The following is a 22,195-nucleotide window of genomic DNA, read 5'->3' as shown; positions in this document are numbered from 1 at the left end:
TTAGTATCCTGGGTTTTGTGTCAAATTAGGGTTCCTATCCAATTCCGTTTGTGGGATAGGTAGTAGTAATTCAAATTCTGAAATACTGATATCCTTTGATTCGTCAAGAGCCTCTGTCACTGCCGCAAATCCTTTGCGCTTCAAGTCAAACCAGCGGTGACCTTCGTACATGAATTCCAATCGACGCTCTTGAAAAATAGCTTCGTCCACTGAAACGGTATCTGTTTGACCACCATAATTAGGTAATCCTGCACGTAGTCTTACTCGATTAAGCAAGGTAATGGCATCACCAGTCCTATTAATTCGATTCAAAGCTTCGGCACGCATTAAAAGTACATCTGCATAGCGCAGGACAATCGTGTAGTCTGCAGATTGAAAAGCTTCTCCATTGCGCCACTTATAAAGGAATGACTCACCATTTCTTTGAACAAATGATGACGCTGCTCTATTATCACCACCTTGAAATTGATTGATACTATTAGGAGTTGGCGTGTTAAACTTGATGAAATCAAAGGAAGCCTCTGGTGTCGGTAGAACCAGTTCAGGAAATACATTGCCTTCAGTATCTCCTAGATAACGTACCGCAAAAATCACCTCATTATTGAACTTATTTTCTTGATTAAAGAGATTATCAAATCTTGTTTGCAAACCATAGCCTCTTCTCATTACCGCTTCCGTCCATACATCCACATTTGGATAATCCTCGAGCGTTAAGTATACCTTTGATAATAAGGCTTCTGCCGCACCTTTTGCCGCTCGTTCTGGATCGATAGGCACATCAGGAAGCATACTTTGAGCTTCTAACAAATCCGTAATAATCTGATCATAAACCTCTTGCTGGGCAGTTCTAGAAACGTTGAGTTGAGCGGGATCTAGAGATGTGGTTTCAGTAGTTACTAGAGGTACATCACCAAAGAGTCTAACTAAATTAAAATAATGCAACCCTCTTAGAAATAACGCCTCACCTAAAATGCCTTCCTTTCTGCCAGTATCAAAAAGTGCTTCATCCATTTGTTCTACACGATTTAGCACTGTATTTGCACGATTAATAGCGCTGTACATCTGGGAGAAGGATCGTGTAATAATCGCGTTAGTTGGATTAACATTAAAGTTGTCTAACTGAAAATTAGCTGCATTATCTCCACCAGCAAAACAGTTATCTGATCGTACATCACCGTAAACCAGCATGTCAAATCCATAGTATGAATCTGGTTGGAGGCCGTCATAACAGCTTATCAAAACAGCTTCTGCATCTTCTTGAGTTTGATACAGATTACCAGTAGAAATCTGGGTGATAGGTTCTTTGTCTATGAAGTCATCTGAGCAAGCCGTAAGGAGAAAAGCAGATAACAAAGCGCATATATATGGGTTTATTTTCATCTTTTTAAAAATTTAAGTTTGCACCAAATAAGACTGACTTAACTTGAGGGTAAGTACCAAAATCAATATTTGAGGATATCGTACTACCGCCATCTCTACTTACCTCTGGATCATATCCTGAATAACCTGTCCAGGTATAGAGATTTCTACCTTGCATGTAAACCTTGAAACTTGAAACATTTAGGTAATCCAGAACACTGTCAGGCAGATTGTAGGATAGCGTGATTTCCCTAAGCTTTATGAATGAACCATCCTCGACCCATCTTGATGATGCTCTACCATTCTGTGCAGGATCTCCAAAAACTGCAATAGGTAAAGAGCCATCTCGATTTTGGGGCGTCCATCGGTCTAGAGTAGTGGTTAATTGGTTTTTAAAAGACGATTGGTTCTCAAGTTCGAAACGCGAGGCGTTGTAAATGTCTTGCCCTTCATTTCCTTGAAAGAAAACAAATAATTCTAGACCTTTATAACTAAATGTATTGCTTAAGCCATAGGTATAATCTGGTAACGCGTTACCTAGAATGGTACGGTCTGATTCATTTACGATTCCATTGCCATCTATATCAGAGAAGATCACATTTCCGGTGTTGGGATCAATACCTTCTGCCACATAACCAAAGAAATTACCTATAGGCTCACCTTCTCTAATGATAGCGACGTTACCTTGATCTGGAACACCACCGCCAAAAATAGGACTACCTCCTATATCTATTACTTCATTACTATTAATACTAATATTGGCATTTAAAGTCCAGTTGAAGTCATCTGTTTGTATTGGAACAGCAGTCCCGCTAAATTCCAATCCTTTATTCACCATCTCACCTATATTTTGCAAGGAATTTGAAAACCCAGAGGTGGTTGGAATCTCTCTATTTAATAGTAGATCATAAGTACGCTTGTAATAGGCCTCTGCCGTAAAAGACAATCTTCTATCTAAAAGAGTCAAGTCTAGCCCGATGTTGTGGCCTTCTGTTGATTCCCAAGTCAAGTCTCTATTTTCAATTTGAGATGGAAAAAACGCGGGAGCTATCTGACCATTGATGGGATAATTAGCTCCTGGACTATAAAGGCCAAAAGAATTGAAATCACCTATTAGTTGATTACCTAACGTCCCATAGCCGTATCTTAATTTTACGAGGTCTATCCAATCGTAATCATCTAAAAATGTTTCTTCAGACATTAGCCAAGCCGCTGAAGCAGCATAGTAAGTAGCATATCTGTTATTGACTCCAAATCTGGAAGAACCATCTCTTCTCAATGTAGCGTTCAACAAATATTTATCCTTGTAGTCAGCCGTCAATCGAGTGAAATAAGAAATGTTCGCCCATGCTGACTCTGATGCTCCAACGTCTACTGCTTCAGATGCGGCTTCCGCTGTTTGAACTGATGCGTTAGTAAAGCCTTGACCGACCAAAAAAGAGGATTCAAATTTAGATTCCTGAGCAGTGGTTCCCAGCAAAAAACCGAGGTTTAAATCTTGATTTACATCAAGGTTATAGTCAATCGTATTGTCCCATGTCCAGACCAATTCATCAAAATTTTGATTGGTGGCCTGTCCACCTAAAGCCCTACCGTTGCCAGTCGTAAATGGATCAATAAAATTATCCACCTTAGCGGCATTAAGATCCACGCTAAAAGAAGATTTCAATTTTAGATTATCTATTAAATCGTATTCACCGTAAACGTTAGAAATAATCTTGTAGGTCAGACTTTCTAAATTTTGACCACGAACCAGTGCAATTGGATTTTCAAGCGCTTGATATGGATTTAAAGGATAGGTGCCATCTGCGTTTTGGACTGGTATAGTTGGTGGAGTTTGTAGAGCACTTAAAACTACACCACCTTGATTGACTCTGGCATTATCACTAATGGCAGAGCTTTCTGTTCTCGTTAATGCGATGCTGGTTCCTACTTTAAATTTATCAGTTAAGTCAAAATCACCATTGAACCTCAATGAATATCTCTCAAATTCTGAAGGATCTATAACGCCTTCCTGATTTCTATATCCACCCGATAAATAATAATTGGAATTCTCACTACCACCAGAAAAAGCCAGTTGGTAGTTTTGAATAAATGCTGGATCGTAGAGTTCTCTCTGCCAGTCTGTATTGTTTTGAAATCCAAATGGATCTGTTACTGGATCAAGACCTGCATTTGCTAATGATATGTTCAAATAATCAATATACTGTTGGCTATTTAAAACCGGTAAAGTATTGATGACTTGATCTTCTCCTACATAAGAAGAAAAATTAAAAACAGATCTATTGCTTGAGCCACGTTTAGTAGTGATAAGAACGACACCATTAGATGCTCGTGACCCGTAAATTGCAAGAGCAGAGGCATCTTTTAAAACATCCACCGATTTGATGTCAGATGGATTGAGACCTTGGGTATTTAAAACCTGTACACCATCTATGATGTAAAGAGGTTCCACACCAGCAGATATAGAATTAGCTCCACGTATTCTAACCGAGACACCACCGCCAGGACTTCCTGAGGATTGAATGACCGAAACTCCTGGAACGGTACCTACCAGAGCCTGTTCTGCAGAAGTAAACGGCTTATCTTCAATTTGTTCTTCATCTATAGAGCTGATGGAAGTAGTTACTTTACGTCTAGAACTTTCTCCATATCCTATGATAACAATTTGATCCAGAACATTTTCACTCACTTCCATCAAAACGTCCAGACGATCATCGTTTGCGATCGTAATTGTTTGAGTCGCATATCCTTGATAGGAAAATTGAATTTGGTCACCTACACTGGCTGTGATTTCATAATTACCGTCAATGTCAGTGGCCGTACCTTTATTGGTAGTCAGATTTACAACGGTTACACCCAATAATGGGCCATCTGCGGTTGTAACTTTTCCTTTGATCACATCTTGTGAGACTAGATAAAAATCGCCCAACGTGACACTTTCATAAGTAGTAGTGTTTTCAAGATCAAGAGAGCTTAATGTTATTTCGCTTTCGCGAAAGCTGCTTTCATCATCAAATAACGTGAAGCTCGAGGCTTGAAGAGGATTTACAAAAGCTATAAGAAATAGCCCTGCCAGATAACAACTACCTCTAGAAAGATGAATTAATGATTTCAAAATTGATTAGTTTTTAGGTTGAAATGTTATAGATAATACGGGATAAATGGTTGCAGTTTAGCGAAATGGCTAAATTCTGATTCAGATGTAATCGACTAGATTTTGTTTTGTCTTAAGGCGTTTTTAAAAGTTTGTATTCTCATTTTTTAAAAGAATTAGAAGTTAAATACTCTATGGTTACTTATTAGCTGTTGAAACAATGGTATCGAGTTGGTGTTTTAAATATTCATCTCATTTCTCAAGAAAATCTGGTAATCCTGTTCCTGTCATTCAGATAAGTAATTTGGAAATGGAATTCTCCTGCGGTAGCTACATCGATGTAGTAATTGCATTTAAAAACTCGTTTCATTTTAAGATTACGTGATGAGCAACTACAAAATTGTAAGGACAATTTTTCATAAGATTTAGATTTAAGTGAGGTTTCTCACAGCGCTTACGAAGAAAGGAAGATTTAAGGCTCTAAACCATCACGAAAAAATTAAAGTGGATCTATAGAAGCTTTTTAAACATTTAAATATCTAGTTTACAGATATTTAATTAAAAACATGATTAGAAATAAAGTAGTAGAGTTTTTTGCACATAAGGCAAAAATAGTAGCTGAAATATCCTAATTCGATAAAAGATTCGTCAGGACTTTTAAATTGGAGGGCGATTTTAAGTAATTTGTTTCACCTCTTCTTCAAACAAATCTCTATCACCTCTAGACTTGTTTTTCAACTTTACCCGGTAATTATATATCGTGTTTACAGAGTAATGAAGTAGCTCTGCTATTTTGGAACTGTCACAAATTCCTAATCTTATTAAAGCATAAATTCTCAACTCAGGTGTAAGAAGTTCGTCCTTTTTGATTTGGATTTGTTCGTCTTCTCTTAAGAGACCATTCACTTGTGCAACAAAGTCTGGATAAATTTGAAGAAAAATATTGTCGAAATTATTATAGAATGAACGTTGTTCCTCTTTAATGACATCGTGGGATTTAGTTCGCTTTAATAACTCATCGTACTCTTTACGCAACAGCATTTTAGTCACGGTTTTTCTATATCCATCAAGTTTGTTCAGGTAATTGGAACTTAAACCGAGCAGACTACCTATGTAATGCTCTTTGATTGTATTCGTTTTACGTAATTCCTCAGATAAATCAACCAATTCATTATTTGTACTCAATAGCTTTTCATTCACTTTCTCTAATCCACGTCTTGCTTCAACAATTCTCTTTAGCTGTTTATTGATATAAATTATGGCCAGTGTGAGTAAAACAGCCATTAAACTGATTACTATTATACTAACCCATAAACTTTTCTTTTGAGCTTGAAGTTCTGTTTCATAGGCTTGATTAATGGCTGGAAGTACGTTGGCAATAGTTACAAAACGCAGCTTTGAATTATACTGCTTAGCATCTTCAAAGGCTATGTTGATGTATTCATGTGCCTTTTCAACCTCACCTTGCTCAAACCGGTCTACCGCTAAGTCAGCTAGCGAAGCATTGTCCTTTACAGCTGCCTTAATATCAGCCGTAGCGGACTTTGCTAAATAGGCTCGACGCTTTTCAACATTACCTAATGAATTATATATGGTTGATATGAAAAATGTCAAGCCCGCATACTCTCTTGAGTCGGGAGACAATTTCTCAAGTAATTCTAAATTTATACCAAGGCTTTCCTTGAGTTTTCCATCATCCCTCAATCGCATTTGCAACATATACTTATAAAGGTCTGATTGGCGCGGCAATTCGTCCAGCAAGGAATCCGCATAGGTTTTATATTGCATTAAGTAAGAATCGCTGGATTCTTGAAGAGGTGTGTAATTCCCCATTTGTTTATAAAGCAAAGAAAACTCATACAAATAAGTGTAGCGATTTGCCTTAGTCAAGTTGTCTTTGGGAATGTTCTCTAAAATGTCAAAGGCCTCTTTGTAGTTTCCTGAAGAGGAAAGTTTTGAAGCTAACTGCAATTGGGACTTGATCAATAAGCTGTCATAGCCTATTTTTTTCGCAGTACTTATATTCTTGGAAATATGGTATACCGTACTGTCTAGGTTATAATCCTTATAAAGGTCTATAAGTTTTTCTCTTTCTCGATAAGCCTGATAATCATTAGTCACAGCTTGCTTCAGCCTTGACTTTATTTTCTTTATGTTTTGGAGCTTTGCACTCTCATACTCCTTTCGTTTGTTTATTGCCGCATCAAGATCATTCAAAAGCTCATTTTCTTGAGATAAACCCAAGAAGGCTGAAAAGATAATAAGGAGAAATAAAAAAGATTTTAGACCCATTATCCGAAGATATAAAATAAGGTCAAAATCAACGCGACCATAAAAATACTTGAGTCTACCCTAACTTTATATTTCAAGAAAATCTACCGTAAATTTTTTGATTTCCTGTAAGTATTATAAAAAGCAATGACCTAAGCTTTAGGCATATGACATTTTATGAAATCGGATTTGCTGAAACGCCAGTAAACCATTTCAAAATCATTGGATAGCTGATAGTAAGAACTGTAAACTATCCAGCTTATCAAATATTTGAACATTACAGTTCAATGCTTATAGATGGGAAATCCTTCCCTCGGAGTATTTTAGGAGAAATAAATGTACACCTATCCTCCACCTGATTATGCAGAATACCAGTAATATCAAGACATTGAATATTCTGTATTGGCAAATAAACAGATCAGCACAGTGTTTTTATAATATAATTTAAATCTATTTTTCGCTTAAATTCGGTTCTCAATTGCAGCGCGATAAAAGAAAATCAGGAAATGGTCAAGGAGCTTTAATTTGCTGATAAACCTCTAAAATATCAATCGAGCCTCCGTTCCTCTAGGCTCTAGGTTCCTTAATTGTATTTTACCTTGATGCAGTGTCATGATTTGTTTGGAAAGACTTAGGCCTATGCCGCTACCACGATTTTTTGTGCTGAAAAAAGGCACAAAAACACTTTCCATGATTTCGGCTGGAATTCCGCTACCGTTATCTCTAATGATGATTTGAATATTTCCCTTGGAATTGGTCATCGCTTGAACCATTACTTGTGGAGACTCAAAATCTTCTGTTGCTTCAATGGCGTTTACAATCAAATTGATCAAGACTTGCTCAATTAAGTAACTGTCGATTTCTAACTGTAGCTTAGGATTTGATACCTCAAATTCTAGCTTGACTTCCTTTTCCTTTATAGATGGTTGCAAGAGGTTTTGAATACTATCAAGTAAATCTTTTGCATATACCTCTGTTCTGTTTAAATGAGTCACTTTATTGAGGCTGCGATAGGTTTGAGCAAACTTCATAAGTCCTTCACTCCTCTTCTTGATACTGGATATTCCTGCCAGAACATCCTCTGGATCTGTGAGTTGAAGCGCAGGCTTTTCAATGGACTCTTTTAAATTAGTTTCTAATGTTTCTGCAAGTGAAGAGATAGGCGCGATACTGTTCATGATCTCATGGGTCATGACACTTAATAGCTTTTTCCATGCCTCGCTTTCATTATGATTTAACGTGTCCTCAATATTTTGAATGACCACCAGTTTAAAAGAAGTATCCTCAACTTCAAAAACAGTATCTGAAATTAGCACCTCAATATCTTCTTGTCGCATGCGCAAGGTCGTCGATGTGATGGTGGTATGGTATTTATCAAACAACTCTTCAAAAATTTCAGGCCTCCTTGACTTGACAAAGCTGATGTTCTTAAAACTAGGAAAGTCAAGTAACTTCAAGAACGAATCATTGATCCATAGCACGGCACCTGTTTCTACATTGAAAGCAATGATCCCAACGTTGACCATCGCAAGAATTTTCTGTAAATACACAAACTGCGCTTGACGATCGTTATTGATCTCTTTGATGGTTCTATTTACCAGGTTGAACCCTTTATGCAATCGTCGCATATCTTGAGAACCTCGATCTTCCACAAACCATCTAGAGAAATCTCGATATTTGACCGATTCAAAGAAATCATCCATTTCTACAAATCGTTTGGTAACATAACGATAGATATTGATAAAAAAACCGAGCGTGAAAACAGCGCCACCAATAATAAAATACAATTGCGATTCTAAAACTCCATACGACAGAATAAATGCTGACGATAAAAGTCCGCAGATCCTGAGAAAAAGAAAAAAGGCGTAATTGTTATAAGTCATATTTATTCAGCCTGCGGTACAGCGCGGTTCTTGTTAGTCCCAATTCTTTGGCTGATTTTGAAATATTGCCGTTGTTTTTATCAATGACATTTAGAATCGTAGCTTTTTCTAAATCTTCTAAGTTGCTTGTTTGAGGAGCTTGATCTGGAATAGCATCACTCTCCATCGCTGAGAATGTCAAATCATCACCATCTAATACATTACCATCATTCATAATGATAGCACGTTCAAGAGCGTATTGTAATTCCCTAACATTCCCAGGAAATCGGTGCTCGTGTAATTTCTTCAAGAAACTAGGCTGCATTTGTGGTGCTACCTTGCCATATTTTTCAGCGTATTGATCAATGAAGTAATTTGCAAGTAATTCTAGATCATTATCACGGTCGCGCAATGGCGGTACGGTGATGTCAACCGTATTGATGCGGTACATCAAATCCTTGCGGAATCGCTGCTCATCTGCAAGATTTTGAATGGTGAGGTTGGTAGCACAAATTAGCCTAATATCAATAGGGACGGATTCATTTGAGCCCAAAGGAGTAACCCTACGATTTTGCAACACAGAAAGCAATCGAGCCTGCTGTTGCAAGGTGATATTCCCTATTTCATCCAGAAAAAGTGTACCGCCATGAGCGGCTTCAAACCTTCCCTTTCTATCCTCGCGAGCGTCTGTAAATGCTCCTTTTTTATAACCAAATAATTCGCTTTCAAACAATGTGGACGTCAACGCGCCTACATCGACTTTCACAAACGGCATGTCCTTGCGGTGCGATTGCTCGTGCAAGGCCTGTGCAATGAGCTCTTTACCAGTTCCATTTTCTCCTAGAATTAGAATATTAGCATCTGTTGAAGCTACTTTTTTCACTTTCATAAACACATCCTGCATGGGTGCGCTATCGCCTATCATACGTGTTTTGGAGTCGAGTGCAATTTTTTTCGGCCTGCCATTGCCTTTTTTAGCAAGCAAATCTGTTATGGTTTCCAGCACCTTGACATTCTTCCAGGGTTTGACCATAAAATCAGAAGCTCCCAATTTCAACGAGCGTATGGCAAGATCGATATCAGCATAGGCCGTGATCAAAATAACGTCCATGTCGGGTGAATGCTGTTTGATTTTGTTGAGCCAGAAAATGCCTTCGTTACCCGTATTTACCAGCCCATTGAAATTCATATCTAGAATGACTAGATCAAACTTTTGGCCTGCCATAAGGCTTTGGATCATGTTCGGATTCTTATTGACGACTACTTCCTTTACTTTGGACTTAAGCAGTAACCGCATGGCAATCAACACATCTTCATCGTCGTCGATGACTAAAATTTGGGCGTTCTTAAGCTGCATAGGTTACAATAATACAAATTTGTATTCCGCTTTCGCGAAAGCGAGATCGCCTTTATTCTTCATAACCACATCTGTATCAACTGCGTACACCAAGTGTATCAAAACCGAACACTTTTATTTTATATTAAAATCGTAAGTAACTGATTACCTGTAAATAAAGTTTATGGCATCATTATGCCAAAGAGTATAGAAAACAATACCAATCCAATGGATATCCAATTAGAAAAAAAACGCTTTAACAAGAAAACAGTCCTGATGATTGCTGGCGTTGTGCTACTAGTAGCCCTGATTATTTACGTGATTTTTTCTTCCATGGGCGGTTCTAAATTAAACGTTGAGAAAGAACGTATCAGTATTGCAGCAGCAACACAGGGCGTTTTTCAAGAAAATATTCCTGTGAATGGGATCGTCTTACCTATCACTACTATTTATCTGGATGCACTAGAAGGTGGTCGTGTGGAGGAAAAGTTTGTGGAAGATGGTGCCATCATGAAAAAAGGAGAGCCTATTATGAGATTGTCCAACACCGACCTTGAATTAAGCCTCGTCAACCAAGAAACGTCGGTGTACAATCTCTTGACCCAGATGCAAATCTCACAAAATGCGGCGCGTCAAAATACCATTAATAGATTAAATCAAAACACAGACGTAGAAAATAGCCTGATCGAAGCGCGTCGTGTTTATGAGTTGAATAAAAAACTGTATTCCAAAGATGCCATCGCAAGGCAAGAATTGATTCAGTCTGAAAATAATTATAACTACCAAGTAGAACGTATGAAACTGTCTAAGGCATTGCTAAAAGAAGATTCACTTTCCGTAAAACAAGAAGCTGGTCAGGCGCAAAGTTCGTATGCCAGAACACAAAATGCGTTGGAATTAATGCGCCGTAAGGTGGCTGACCTCATCGTTAGAGCGCCGGTTGATGGTCAATTGACCTCGCTAGATGCAGAGATAGGTCAATCCAAAAATAAAGGCGAACGATTAGGTCAAATAGATGTGCTTAGTGGTTTTAAAGTTCGTGCTGAGATTGATGAGCACTATATCTCTAGAATCTACAATGGACAAACGGGAAGTTTCTCATTCATTGGTGAGTCGTATGAGTTGGAAATCAAAAAGGTATTTACGCAAGTGACAAACGGACGCTTTCAAGTCGACATGGTTTTCAGTCAAGAAGTGCCAGAAGGCATACGCCGTGGACAGACGCTACAAATACGACTTGCCTTAAGCCAGGAGAAGCAAGCGATGTTGATCCCTAAAGGTGGATTCTTCCAGCAAACCGGTGGGAACTGGATCTTCAAGGTAAGTGAAGATGGAAATACGGCCTACAAAGTAGATATAAGACTAGGCAGTCAAAACACAGAATATTACGAAGTCCTAAGCGGTCTTGAACCTGGCGATAAAGTGATCACCAGTAGCTATGATAATTATGGCGACGTACAGGAATTAGTTTTGAAGGAATAGTTGCCGGTGGCAGTTCCAGCCTAGTCGAGAACTATTAGGGAAGAAAATAAAACAACAATAAAAGCCTGAACTAGTCGAGGGCGAATAAAAAAAATAACCAACGAATAAAAACCTACACCATGATCAAAATAACCGATTTAGAAAAATACTACGCCACTGAAGAAGTGCGTACCGTGGCACTCAACAAATTATCCTTTACCGTTAATGAAGGAGAATTTGTTGCCATCATGGGACCATCAGGTTGTGGGAAATCCACATTACTCAATATCCTTGGATTACTGGACGATCCAGATGGCGGTAGTTTTATATTCAATGGCACTGAGGTTGCTGGTTTCAACGAGCAAAAACGTGCAGAGTTAAGAAAGCACAACATAGGATTCGTATTCCAAAGCTTCAACCTTATTGATGAGTTGACCGTTTTTGAAAACGTAGAACTTCCTTTGATCTACACTGGCGTCAAACCTGCTGAGCGTAAAAAGCGTGTGGAAGAAGTCCTTGAAAAGATGCAAATCATGCACCGTCGCAAACACTTCCCACAACAACTTTCTGGTGGTCAACAGCAACGTGTTGCCGTCGCTAGAGCAGTAATAAATAACCCAAAACTCATCCTTGCCGATGAGCCAACGGGAAATTTGGACAGCGCTAATGGTAACGAAGTAATGGACTTACTCATTGAGCTCAATCAAGCTGGAACGACCATCATCATGGTAACTCACAGCGAGCACGATGCAAAATACAGCCACAGAATCATCAGGATGCTAGACGGTCAAAAAGTGACAGAAAATGTGCTTGCAGATTACAAAGCTGCCGTAGACGTGTAAATTTTTTATGTCTTTTTCGCTTTCGCGAAAGCGAACTCATCAACCAACTAAAACCAAGAAGCATGTTCAAGAATTATATCAAAATCGCATTCCGTAGTCTGAAGAAGCAACCCTTTTTCACCTTAATCAATACGCTAGGTCTTGCTATAGGCATGGCTGGCGGTGTTTTGATAGGTCTTTATATCTATGAAGAGCTCAATCACGATAATATGTTTGCAGATGCAGATCGTATTTATCGCATTGATATGGACATCAAATTTGGTGGTGCTGAAATCAAAACAGCAGAAACTGCTCCACCACTAGCACAAGTCGCAAGAACAGATTTCCCTGAGGTGGAAAATAGCGTACGCTTTAGAAATCAAGGCAGCAATTTATTTAGAGCCAGCGATAAAACGGACAACATCAAAGAACTCAACACCACATTTGCCGACTCTACTTTTCTAGAATTCTTTGGCCTTGACCTGATCGCTGGGAATGAAAAAACAGCCCTAAAAGAGGTCAATACCATGGTGATTACACGCAGTGCGGCTATGAATCATTTCGGGACTATTGATGCCGTTGGTAAAAGTATCATCCTTAATAATAACACCACTTATAAGGTGACTGGCGTTCTAGAAGATCTACCCAAAAATTCCTTCTTGAAAGACTATAGTGTTTTTATGGCGATGGCTGGCAATGTAGCTTCTCGCGAAGATATTTGGGGAAGCAATAACTATTTCACTTTTATTAAAGTGGTGCCTGGTACTGACATGGTAACCTTTCAAAATCAACTGGACGGTTTGTTGGAAAAGTACGTTTTGCCATGGGCGCAACGCACTTTTCCTGGTATGACGGCAGAATCCTTCGAAGCTTCCGGTAATTATTTGAGATATCATACCATTCCTCTAACTGATATTCATCTGTACAGCGATAGCTCCATAGAAATGGGTGAAAAAGGAACGATTCAGAACATTTATATCCTATCCTTCATAGGCTTTTTCTTGATTTTTCTGGCTTGTGTGAACTTCATGAATTTATCCACCGCCCATTCTTTGAAGCGATCTAAAGAAGTTGGTATACGTAAAACACTAGGCTCTAATAGAAGTCAATTGGTCATTCAATTCCTAACGGAATCTGGACTTGTGGCGTTTGCCTCTATGGTCGTGGCATTGATCATTGCATTTATCGCCATGCCCTATTTCAACGATCTTGCCGGTCGCTCCATCGAGATACCGTTTGCAAAGCCATGGTTCTACCTTATTATCCTTGTAGCCACTTTATTGTTAGGGTTATTCTCAGGTAGTTATCCTGCTTTTGTGATCTCAAAATTTGTCCCAGTAGAAACACTAAAAGGCTCCAATTTTAAAAGCAGCAGCAAGTGGAACATTAGAAGCTTCCTGGTGGTTTTTCAATTTGGCATATCCGTATTCCTGATTGTAGGAACACTGGTTGTTTTCCAGCAACTCGATTTTATACAGAGTAAAGATCTTGGATTTGACAAAGAACAAGTCCTTATCATCAATGACGCTTATGCCGCAGGTGACCAAGTCGCTGCTTTGAAGCAAGATATATTGCAATTGAGCGCCGTACAGAATGCCACAGTAAGCAGTTTTATGCCAGTGCCTTCTTCCCGATCAAATAGTTCATTTTTTCAAGAAGGGAAGTTGGATCAACAAGATGCGGTACAAATGCAAACCTGGCGCGTGGATGAAGATTATATCAAAACTCTAGATCTAGAAATGATCACGGGACGTAATTTTAACAGTCAATCGGTTGCTGATTCTACTTCTCTAATTATCAATGAATCAACGCTTAAAACTTTAGGTGTTACTGCAAATGAGGCGCTAGGTAAAAGAGTTACACAAGAGCTTGATCAAGAAGCGCCTGTATACTTTACCATCATAGGTGTGATCAAAGATTTTCATTATGAATCACTACGTGACGACATAGGAGCACTTGGGCTTTTTATGGATCGCTCCACGGGTTCCATGGCAGTAAAACTAAAAACAGCGGACTTTGCTGGAGCCATTAGTGCCATTGAAAACATTTGGACAAAAAGAGCACCAGGCCAGCCATTCGACTATCGTTTTATGGACGATGCATTTGATACTTCTTATAAGGAAGAACGTCGTCTTGGCAGCATTTTTATCGTGTTTACAGGACTTTCCATTTTCATTGCTTGTTTGGGACTATTTGGACTCGCCGCTTTCAACGCTCAAAACCGAACCAAAGAAATAGGCGTTCGCAAAGTTTTAGGCGCAAGCGTTACTCAAATCACAGTTGGACTCACTACTGACTTTTTGAAGTTAGTTGCCATTGCCACCATCATCGCATTGCCGTTAGGCTGGTTTGCCATGAATAAATGGCTACAGGACTTCTCGTACCGTATAGAGATAGGCTGGCAAGTACTTACCGTATCTGCATTATTGGTCATTGTTGTAGCTATTGTTACGGTGAGTTATCAAAGTATCAAGGCAGCCATTGCAAATCCCGTCAATAGTTTGAGATCAGAATAGAAGTTCGCTTTCGCGAAAGCGTAAAAACATCAACCATAAAACAACACATCATGTTCAAGAATTATATCAAGATAGCCTTAAGAAACTTGTGGAAGGAACGCACCTTCACAGCGCTTAATATCCTAGGTCTCACTGCAGCTTTTGCTGTTGCCTTTATACTAATTACGTTTACCATTTTTGAGCTGTCTCACGACCAATTTCATGAAAATGGCGACTCCATTTATCAAGTGTACACAAATGAGCAAACACCACAAGGAACGGTCTCTGGTGTAGCAAATCCAGTTCCCTTTGCTCATGCCTTGAAAGAAGAAGTTCCTGGAATTGCACATATTACAAGATTTCAATCGGGCTCGCCATCCATTATTATTGATGACAAAAGCTTTACCGCTAGTGCCTCTTGGGTAGACCCTTCATTTTTCAATATATTCACCTTTCCCGTTGTTGCTGGGAATGCTAATAAATTACTAACCGATAAAAATGATGCTGTAATTACAGAGTACGCCGCCAAACGATTTTTTGGAGAAGAGAATCCTATTGGTAAAAGTTTTATCCTTCAACAAGAAGGAGAACAAGTACCGGTTACCGTAACTGCAATACTCAAAGATTTCCCAGATACCAGCAGCCTTGGATTTGACGTGATTTTCAATTTTACAAATCTGCCCGCTGGAATTTATGCAGACAATGTAGATCGCTGGGACAATCACAACCATGAGGTTTATGTTCAATTAAAAGATGGGATTGACCCCAAGACCTTTGAATCTTCAACTTCAGCATTCTCTGCACTTCATTATGCAAATGATATTGCCAATTCAAAACGTGATGGCGCACAGGCAGATCCTAATGGAAACTATAGACAAATAAAACTGCTGCCGCTTACTGATATCAACTTTACCAGTATTTCTAATGGTATGATAAAGGTGAGCAAGAACCTGCAGTACCTTATCCTGTGTATTGCCCTACTTATCATTTTTATTGCCAGCGTGAACTTTATCAACATGAGCATAGGTAAAGGAACCAAAAGACTTAAAGAAATAGGGATGCGTAAAACATTAGGCGCCAATGGGCGCCAACTCTTCTTTCAATTTTGGGGAGAAAGCATGCTCGTTTTTATAAGCTCCATCATCCTCGCCTACGGCATCGCACTCATATTACTGCCATCCTTTCAGAATCTATTTAGAACAAAAGCCACATTTAACGTGTTGACAGATCCATCAGTTTTACTATTTATGGTTTTAGGATTTGTAATCATCACACTTCTTGCCGGTGGTTATCCAGCCCTTCTTATGAGCCGATTGGAAACATTACAAGCACTTAAAGGAAAGGTATTGAATACAGGTAAAAACTATTTAAGAGATAGCTTGATGGTTGTTCAGTTTTCTATTGCCATTTTACTGATTAGCGGTACGCTGGTATTGTGGAATCAGTTGGAGTTTTTAAGATCCAAAGACCTTGGCTTCAATAAAGAGCAAGTAATTTCTATACCACTGAAAAGTTCCAAAGATCCAGAGCAACTTATAAAACTGTTGCGTGATGACCTTTCCAGTAAACCTGGCATCATAAGTATTACTGCTGCTGATAATATACTAGGAATGGCTAAGGATAATACCAGGTCTAGAAGCGTCGTTGGGTTTGAATATGAAGGTCGTGAAATTAAAACAGATATGTTGAGTGTTGATTATGACTATCCCGAAACACTCGACATACCTCTAGTTGCAGGACGAACCCACAATCGCAACTATACTGCAGACAGCCTTTCTATAGTTGTCAATGAATCGATGGCTGCACAGTTTAATGTGGAAAATCCGCTAGACGTGGTAGTCGATTTGGATTTTGCAAAATTCAATGTGATAGGTGTTATCAAGGATTATAATTTTCAAAACCTGAACAATAGTATAGAGCCACTTACTCTATTCATGTATAATGGGGCGATCATGCGATATGCTTATGTAAAAGTAGCGCCTGGTGACCTGCAGAGTTCTTTTGAAACAGTAAAGCAATCTTGGGAAACTATCGAACCAGACCGTGAATTTATTGGTTCATTCCTAGATGAAAATATTGACCGGACATTACAAAAGGAACGGTACATGACCACGATGATTTCTAGCGGTTCCATACTAGCCATAGTGCTTAGTTGCATTGGTCTATTTGCCATCTCATTACTAGTAGTTGCCCAACGTAAAAAGGAAATAGGCATACGCAAGGTTATTGGCGCCAGTGTTTCTACGATTACAGTTTTGCTAACTAAGGATTTTTTGAAATTGGTAGGTATTGCCTTCTTAATTGCTGCGCCACTCGCCTATTATTTTGCTGGACAATGGCTACAAAATTACATCTATAGGATGGAGTTAAACATCTGGATTTTTGCTGTGGCAGGTATTATCGCCCTAGTCATTGCGGTCGCTACCATAAGCGTGCGTACGATAGCGGCGGCACTTGCAAATCCAGTAGATAGTTTAAAGACAGAATAGGACTTCGCTTTCGCGAAAGCGTAAAAACATCTATCGTAAAACAACACATCATGTTCAAGAACTATATCAAAATCGCCTGGCGAAGTTTGTGGAGAGATAAGATCTTTTCTCTTATCAATATTATCAGTCTTTCTATAGGACTTAGCGCTTCATTTGTCATAGGAATGATGGTGTACTATGATTTTACGTTTGACACCTTCCATAAAGATGGTGATCGTATCTATCGATTAGTTACTGATATGGAAGATGCGCAAGGCACAGAATATTACAGTGGCATAACAGCACCTATGCGTTATGAAGCTAGAGAAGGTATCGTTGGCATTGAGCAGTCTGCCTACTTTTATAACTGGTGGGTCGGGAAATCTAGAGTAGAATCCTCTGATCAATTATTTACAGATCTAGAAAAGATTATTCTAACTGATAAAGGGTATTTTGAATTGTTTGATTATGAATGGATCGCTGGATCAAAAAGCAATGCTTTGAGCCAACCTAATCAAGTCATTCTAACCACAAAACGTGCTAAGGAATACTTTCCAGATCTACTTCCCAACGATGTAATTGGTAAAACGATTACCTATGACGAGACTATCACCGCTCAAATAACAGGCATAGTTGCTGATTTTGAACAGCGGACTGATTTGATCTTTAATGAGTTCGTATCTCTAGAGACTGCCAAGCAAACGAATGACAGCGATCAAATATTTACAGATGATTGGGGAATGACCAACACTGCAAATAATATTTTTATCAAACTTCAAGAGAATACTAGTTCAAAAACTGTCCAAGCGCAGCTTGATCAACTTGCTTTAAACCATAAGGATGAATATTCAGAACAATTTGGGCAAAAGCGCCAATTTAGAATGCAACCCTTATCAGATCTACATTTAAATGACGATTACGGCATCTATGACTACACGGTTCTACAATCCAGCAAAGAAGTTCTCCTAGCCATAGCTGGAGTAGCTCTTTTTTTGCTGCTACTAGGAAGCATCAATTTCATCAATCTCAACACTGCACAAGCTACCAAACGAGCTAAAGAAATAGGTGTACGTAAAACATTAGGTAGTTCTAGAAAACAGTTGATCGTTCAGTTTTTGACAGAAACATTTATAATCACTGGAATATCTGTAATAGTCTCCATTGCTCTATCGGTCTGGATGCTTCAAATTTTTGCAGAGTTTATACCTAAAGGTCTAGATGCGACTATACTACTACAACCTCAAATAATCCTATTTATAATAGTCTTATTCATAACGGTAGCTCTTCTCTCTGGTATCTACCCTGCACTTGTTCTCTCTCATTTTAAACCTGCAAAAGTAATTAAGGGAAATGCTGCCATTTCCAATAATAGTAATGGTACGCGCAAGGTGCTTACTGTTTTCCAGTTTACCATCGCACAGGTATTTATCATTGCCACCATCCTTGTAGGCAAGCAAATTCATTTTATGACGAATAAAGACTTAGGTTTTAAGACAGATACCATTGCTTTTATAGAGACGCCTTGGCAAGATCAAACATTTGATAATAGACAGGTTTTGGAAAATGGTATTAAGAGTATTTCAAATATTTCCCAAGTAAGTCTAGGTGGAAGACCACCAGCTTCCCAAAATATGGCTACTCGTACTGCTGTTTACAAAAATGGTCAAGAAGAAATTACTACAGAAATTCAAGTACTGAACGGTGACACAGATTATCTCGACATCTATAATATACCATTACTGGCTGGTAGAACAATAATGAACGATACGATTGAAGAGTATGTGATCAATCAAACCGCCATGCGAGATTTTGGCTTTAAGAGGCCTGAAGATGCCATCAATAAGTATATTGAAATGAATGGCAAGCCTAAACTAATCGTGGGCGTCATGGGAGATTTCAACCAGCGGTCGCTCAAATCGGGAATAATCCCTTTAGTTTTTACTGGTGATACGAGCAGGGATCGCAGGACACAGTTTAGGTATGCGCATATTACTGTGGCAACGTCTTCCACTGGCTGGCAAGAAACTTTAGACCATGTAGAGCAAGAGTTCAACAAGGTCTATCCAGGTGAAACCTTTCAGGTAACTTTTGTAGATGAAAGCATTGCAAACTTTTATGTAGAAGAACAACGCATCTCTACCTTACTTCATTGGGCTACAGGCCTCGCAGTTTTGATAAGCTGCTTGGGGTTATTGGGACTTGTGATTCATACCACAGAACGTCGCACGAAAGAAATAGGAATCCGCAAAGTGCTGGGCGCTACGGTCATTCAGATCAACAATTTACTGTGCAAGGACTTTTTGATATTGGTCATTATTGCTTTTGTAATCGCTACTCCTATCGCCTACTATTTCATGAACCATTGGCTCACTGATTTTGCTTACAAGACCGAAATCAGCTTTTGGGTATTTATGGCCGGTGGAACAGGAATGATCATCATTGCACTTGCGATCATGAGTTTTAAGACGATAAATACAGCCATGAAGAACCCTGTCAATAGTTTGAAAACGGAATGATCAAACGCTAAAACTTATGTTTTCGCTTTCGCGAAAGCGAACTCATTAAAAACAATAAAACTATGTTCAAGAACTATATCAAAATCGCCTGGAGAAATCTGAGAAAGAATAAGATCTTTTCTCTAATTAACATCATTAGTCTGTCCATAGGACTAAGCGCCTCGATAGTCATTGGAATGATGGTATATTATGATTTTACCTTTGACCAGTTCCACACAGATGGTGATCGTACGTATCGAGTGACCAGCGTATTCAATTCTGCTGACGGGCCTTCATTTTTCGCTGGTGTCCCACAACCACTGGCTCAGGATGTAAAAGAAAATTTTACAGGCGTGGAAGGCAGCGCGCAAATCTTTTTATACCGTCCATCTAATGTAAGTATTTCTAAGGATGAGAACCCTATAAAAGAACCAACATTTATAACACTGGCAGATCAAGATTACTTTGAAATATTCGAATACCAATGGATTGCTGGTTTTAGTAACCAGCAACTACTCAATCCTAACGAGGTTGTATTGACTCAATCTAGAGCTAACCAGTATTTCCCCAATATAAATCCATCACAGATCATGGGTAAAACCTTGATCTATAACGATTCTATAAATGCAACCGTCACAGGGATTGTAGCAGATTTTGAAGAACGAACTGATTTAGTGTTCCAAGAATTCATTTCACTCGCAACCGTCGATCAAACAGATATAAATAAGTACCAAACACCCAACTGGATCAACATCAGTAGTTCCAGTCAGCTATTTGTCAAATTAGATGAAGGCACAAGCATTGAAAACTTTCAAAGTCAACTGGATAAAACTGCTGCAGCCCATGATGACCAGGAAGATCGCAAAAAGGGAATGTCAAGGGAATTTTACGCCCAACCTTTAGCCGATTTACATTTTGATCAACGTTTTAGGAACTTTGATAACACCAGTAGTACTGCAGACAAAGAAGTCATGCTCATGCTGGGCGGTATTGCATTGTTTCTATTGCTTTTGGGCTGCGTTAATTTTATTAACCTAAATACAGCACAGGCATCGCAACGTTCTAAGGAAATAGGAATACGTAAAACGTTAGGAAGTTCAAAAAAGCAATTGATTGCACAATTTTTGGGAGAGACTTTTATTCTGACGATCATCGCAGCTTTGGTCTCCTTAGGCTTATCGGTATGGCTGATTCATATATTCAGTGATTTCATTGCAGATGGTATCAGTTTATCCATGCTTGCAGATCCATACCTGTTAGGCTTTATGGTGGTATTAATCATAACGGTAACATTTTTAGCAGGATTTTATCCTGGTGTGGTGTTGTCAAAATTCAAAGCTGCTAAAGTTCTGAAAGGTGAAAGCAAAACAGATAGCGGGAAGAATGGTCTGCGTAAGTTTCTCACCGTTTTCCAATTTACCATTGCCTATATTTTCATCATCGCAACACTCTTGGTGGGAAAACAAATTCACTTCCTGCTTAATCAGGATTTAGGTTTCAAAACAGACGCTATCGTTTATATCGATACGCCAGCTCAGGTAGAAGGCATTGAAAGTAGAGAACTACTGGCCCAAAAATTACAAAACCTACCTCAAATTAATAACCTAAGTCTAGGTGGCGGAACACCAGTACAGGTGAATTATAAGACATTATTTAAAATCAATGGAGAAAATGGTGAACGTGAGACAGATATTGATGTTGTCTTTGGAGATTCCAACTTCTTAGACCTTTATGAGATTCCTCTAGTCGCTGGACGCATGCCATTAAACGATACGATTAATGAAACTGTTCTCAATACAGCAGCTCTTAAAAAGCTAGGTTTTGCAACACCAGAAGAGGCACTCAACCAAACTATAAATCCAGATACTTCTCCATTAATAATTACTGGAGTGATGAAAGACTTTCAGAATGGCTCCTTAAAGTATGACGTCAAACCAATGGCGCTCACAGGAGATATTTATCGTAGGCACTTCTCGCAGTTTAGTACTGTTCATATCGCGATCAATAATAATTCAAATGACAATTTATCAACCACTTTATCAAATATTGAAGATCGTTTCAATGAAGTGTATCCAGATGATGAAATGACCATCAATTTCATGGATGAGACCGTTGCTCGCTTCTATGAAAAAGAACGTAGCATGTCAAAACTACTTAATTGGGTAATGGGCTTATCGGTATTAATTAGCTGTTTGGGACTCTTAGGACTTGTTATCTACAATACAGAAAGACGCGTGAAGGAAATAGGGATACGCAAGGTGTTGGGAGCAACGATCACTCAACTGAATGTATTGTTGTGCAAGGATTTCCTATGGCTTATTGGTATCTCGTTTTTGATTGCAACACCTATTGCTTATTGGGGTTTAAATAGCTGGTTACAGGATTTTGCAAACCGTACGGAATTGAGTTGGTGGATTTTTGCAATTAGCGGTCTAGGGATGGTAATTCTCGCTCTTCTAATCATGAGTTTTAAGACGATAAATACAGCAATGAAGAACCCTGTCAATAGTTTGAAAACGGAATGATCAAA

Annotated in this window: 11 protein-coding genes; 6 read left to right on the top strand and 5 right to left on the bottom strand. The window is 38.8% G+C overall.

Going from position 1 to position 22,195, the window contains the following annotated elements; all coding sequences use genetic code 11:
* The 5 genes from BST86_RS03755 to BST86_RS03735 form a co-directional block, all read right to left on the bottom strand.
* Positions 1-1,380 (bottom strand): RagB/SusD family nutrient uptake outer membrane protein, encoded by a 1,380-nt coding sequence (locus BST86_RS03755; protein ID WP_105982095.1) that lies wholly within the window; start codon positions 1,378-1,380, stop codon positions 1-3.
* 4 nt (positions 1,381-1,384) lie between these two features.
* Complete coding sequence (locus tag BST86_RS03750; protein ID WP_172443308.1) at positions 1,385-4,477, bottom strand: SusC/RagA family TonB-linked outer membrane protein; 3,093 nt, start codon at positions 4,475-4,477, stop codon at positions 1,385-1,387.
* A 654-nt stretch (positions 4,478-5,131) separates the two neighbouring features.
* Positions 5,132-6,748, bottom strand: coding sequence for a DUF6377 domain-containing protein (locus BST86_RS03745; RefSeq protein ID WP_105982093.1), 1,617 nt, complete (start codon positions 6,746-6,748; stop codon positions 5,132-5,134).
* Between the two features lie 518 nt (positions 6,749-7,266).
* Entirely contained in the window at positions 7,267-8,514 is a 1,248-nt protein-coding gene (locus BST86_RS03740; protein ID WP_242446454.1) for a sensor histidine kinase, read from the bottom strand.
* A gap of 85 nt (positions 8,515-8,599) precedes the next feature.
* A complete protein-coding gene (locus BST86_RS03735; RefSeq protein ID WP_105982091.1) occupies positions 8,600-9,946 on the bottom strand; it encodes a sigma-54-dependent transcriptional regulator in 1,347 nt (448 codons plus the stop codon).
* A 207-nt stretch (positions 9,947-10,153) separates the two neighbouring features.
* Here BST86_RS03735 and BST86_RS03730 point away from each other — a divergent pair, with 207 nt between their 5' ends.
* From BST86_RS03730 to BST86_RS03705, 6 genes are all read left to right on the top strand, one after another.
* On the top strand, positions 10,154-11,407 hold the full coding sequence (locus BST86_RS03730; RefSeq protein WP_105983934.1) for an efflux RND transporter periplasmic adaptor subunit: 1,254 nt from the start codon (positions 10,154-10,156) through the stop codon (positions 11,405-11,407).
* 119 nt (positions 11,408-11,526) lie between these two features.
* Positions 11,527-12,228, top strand: a complete 702-nt coding sequence (locus BST86_RS03725) for an ABC transporter ATP-binding protein (RefSeq protein ID WP_105982090.1) — start codon at positions 11,527-11,529, stop codon at positions 12,226-12,228.
* A gap of 62 nt (positions 12,229-12,290) precedes the next feature.
* Complete coding sequence (locus BST86_RS03720; RefSeq protein ID WP_105982089.1) at positions 12,291-14,723, top strand: ABC transporter permease; 2,433 nt, start codon at positions 12,291-12,293, stop codon at positions 14,721-14,723.
* 50 nt (positions 14,724-14,773) lie between these two features.
* Positions 14,774-17,191, top strand: coding sequence for an ABC transporter permease (locus BST86_RS03715; RefSeq protein WP_105982088.1), 2,418 nt, complete (start codon positions 14,774-14,776; stop codon positions 17,189-17,191).
* A gap of 50 nt (positions 17,192-17,241) precedes the next feature.
* Positions 17,242-19,686 (top strand): ABC transporter permease, encoded by a 2,445-nt coding sequence (locus BST86_RS03710; RefSeq protein ID WP_105982087.1) that lies wholly within the window; start codon positions 17,242-17,244, stop codon positions 19,684-19,686.
* A 62-nt stretch (positions 19,687-19,748) separates the two neighbouring features.
* Positions 19,749-22,190 (top strand): ABC transporter permease, encoded by a 2,442-nt coding sequence (locus tag BST86_RS03705; protein WP_105982086.1) that lies wholly within the window; start codon positions 19,749-19,751, stop codon positions 22,188-22,190.
* Positions 22,191-22,195 lie beyond the last annotated feature (5 nt).

This window comes from Nonlabens agnitus, from assembly GCF_002994045.1.
Classification (GTDB): Bacteria; Bacteroidota; Bacteroidia; order Flavobacteriales; family Flavobacteriaceae; genus Nonlabens; species Nonlabens agnitus.
Note: the sequence above shows the minus strand (reverse complement) of the source record. Positions and strands in the feature narration are given on the sequence as shown.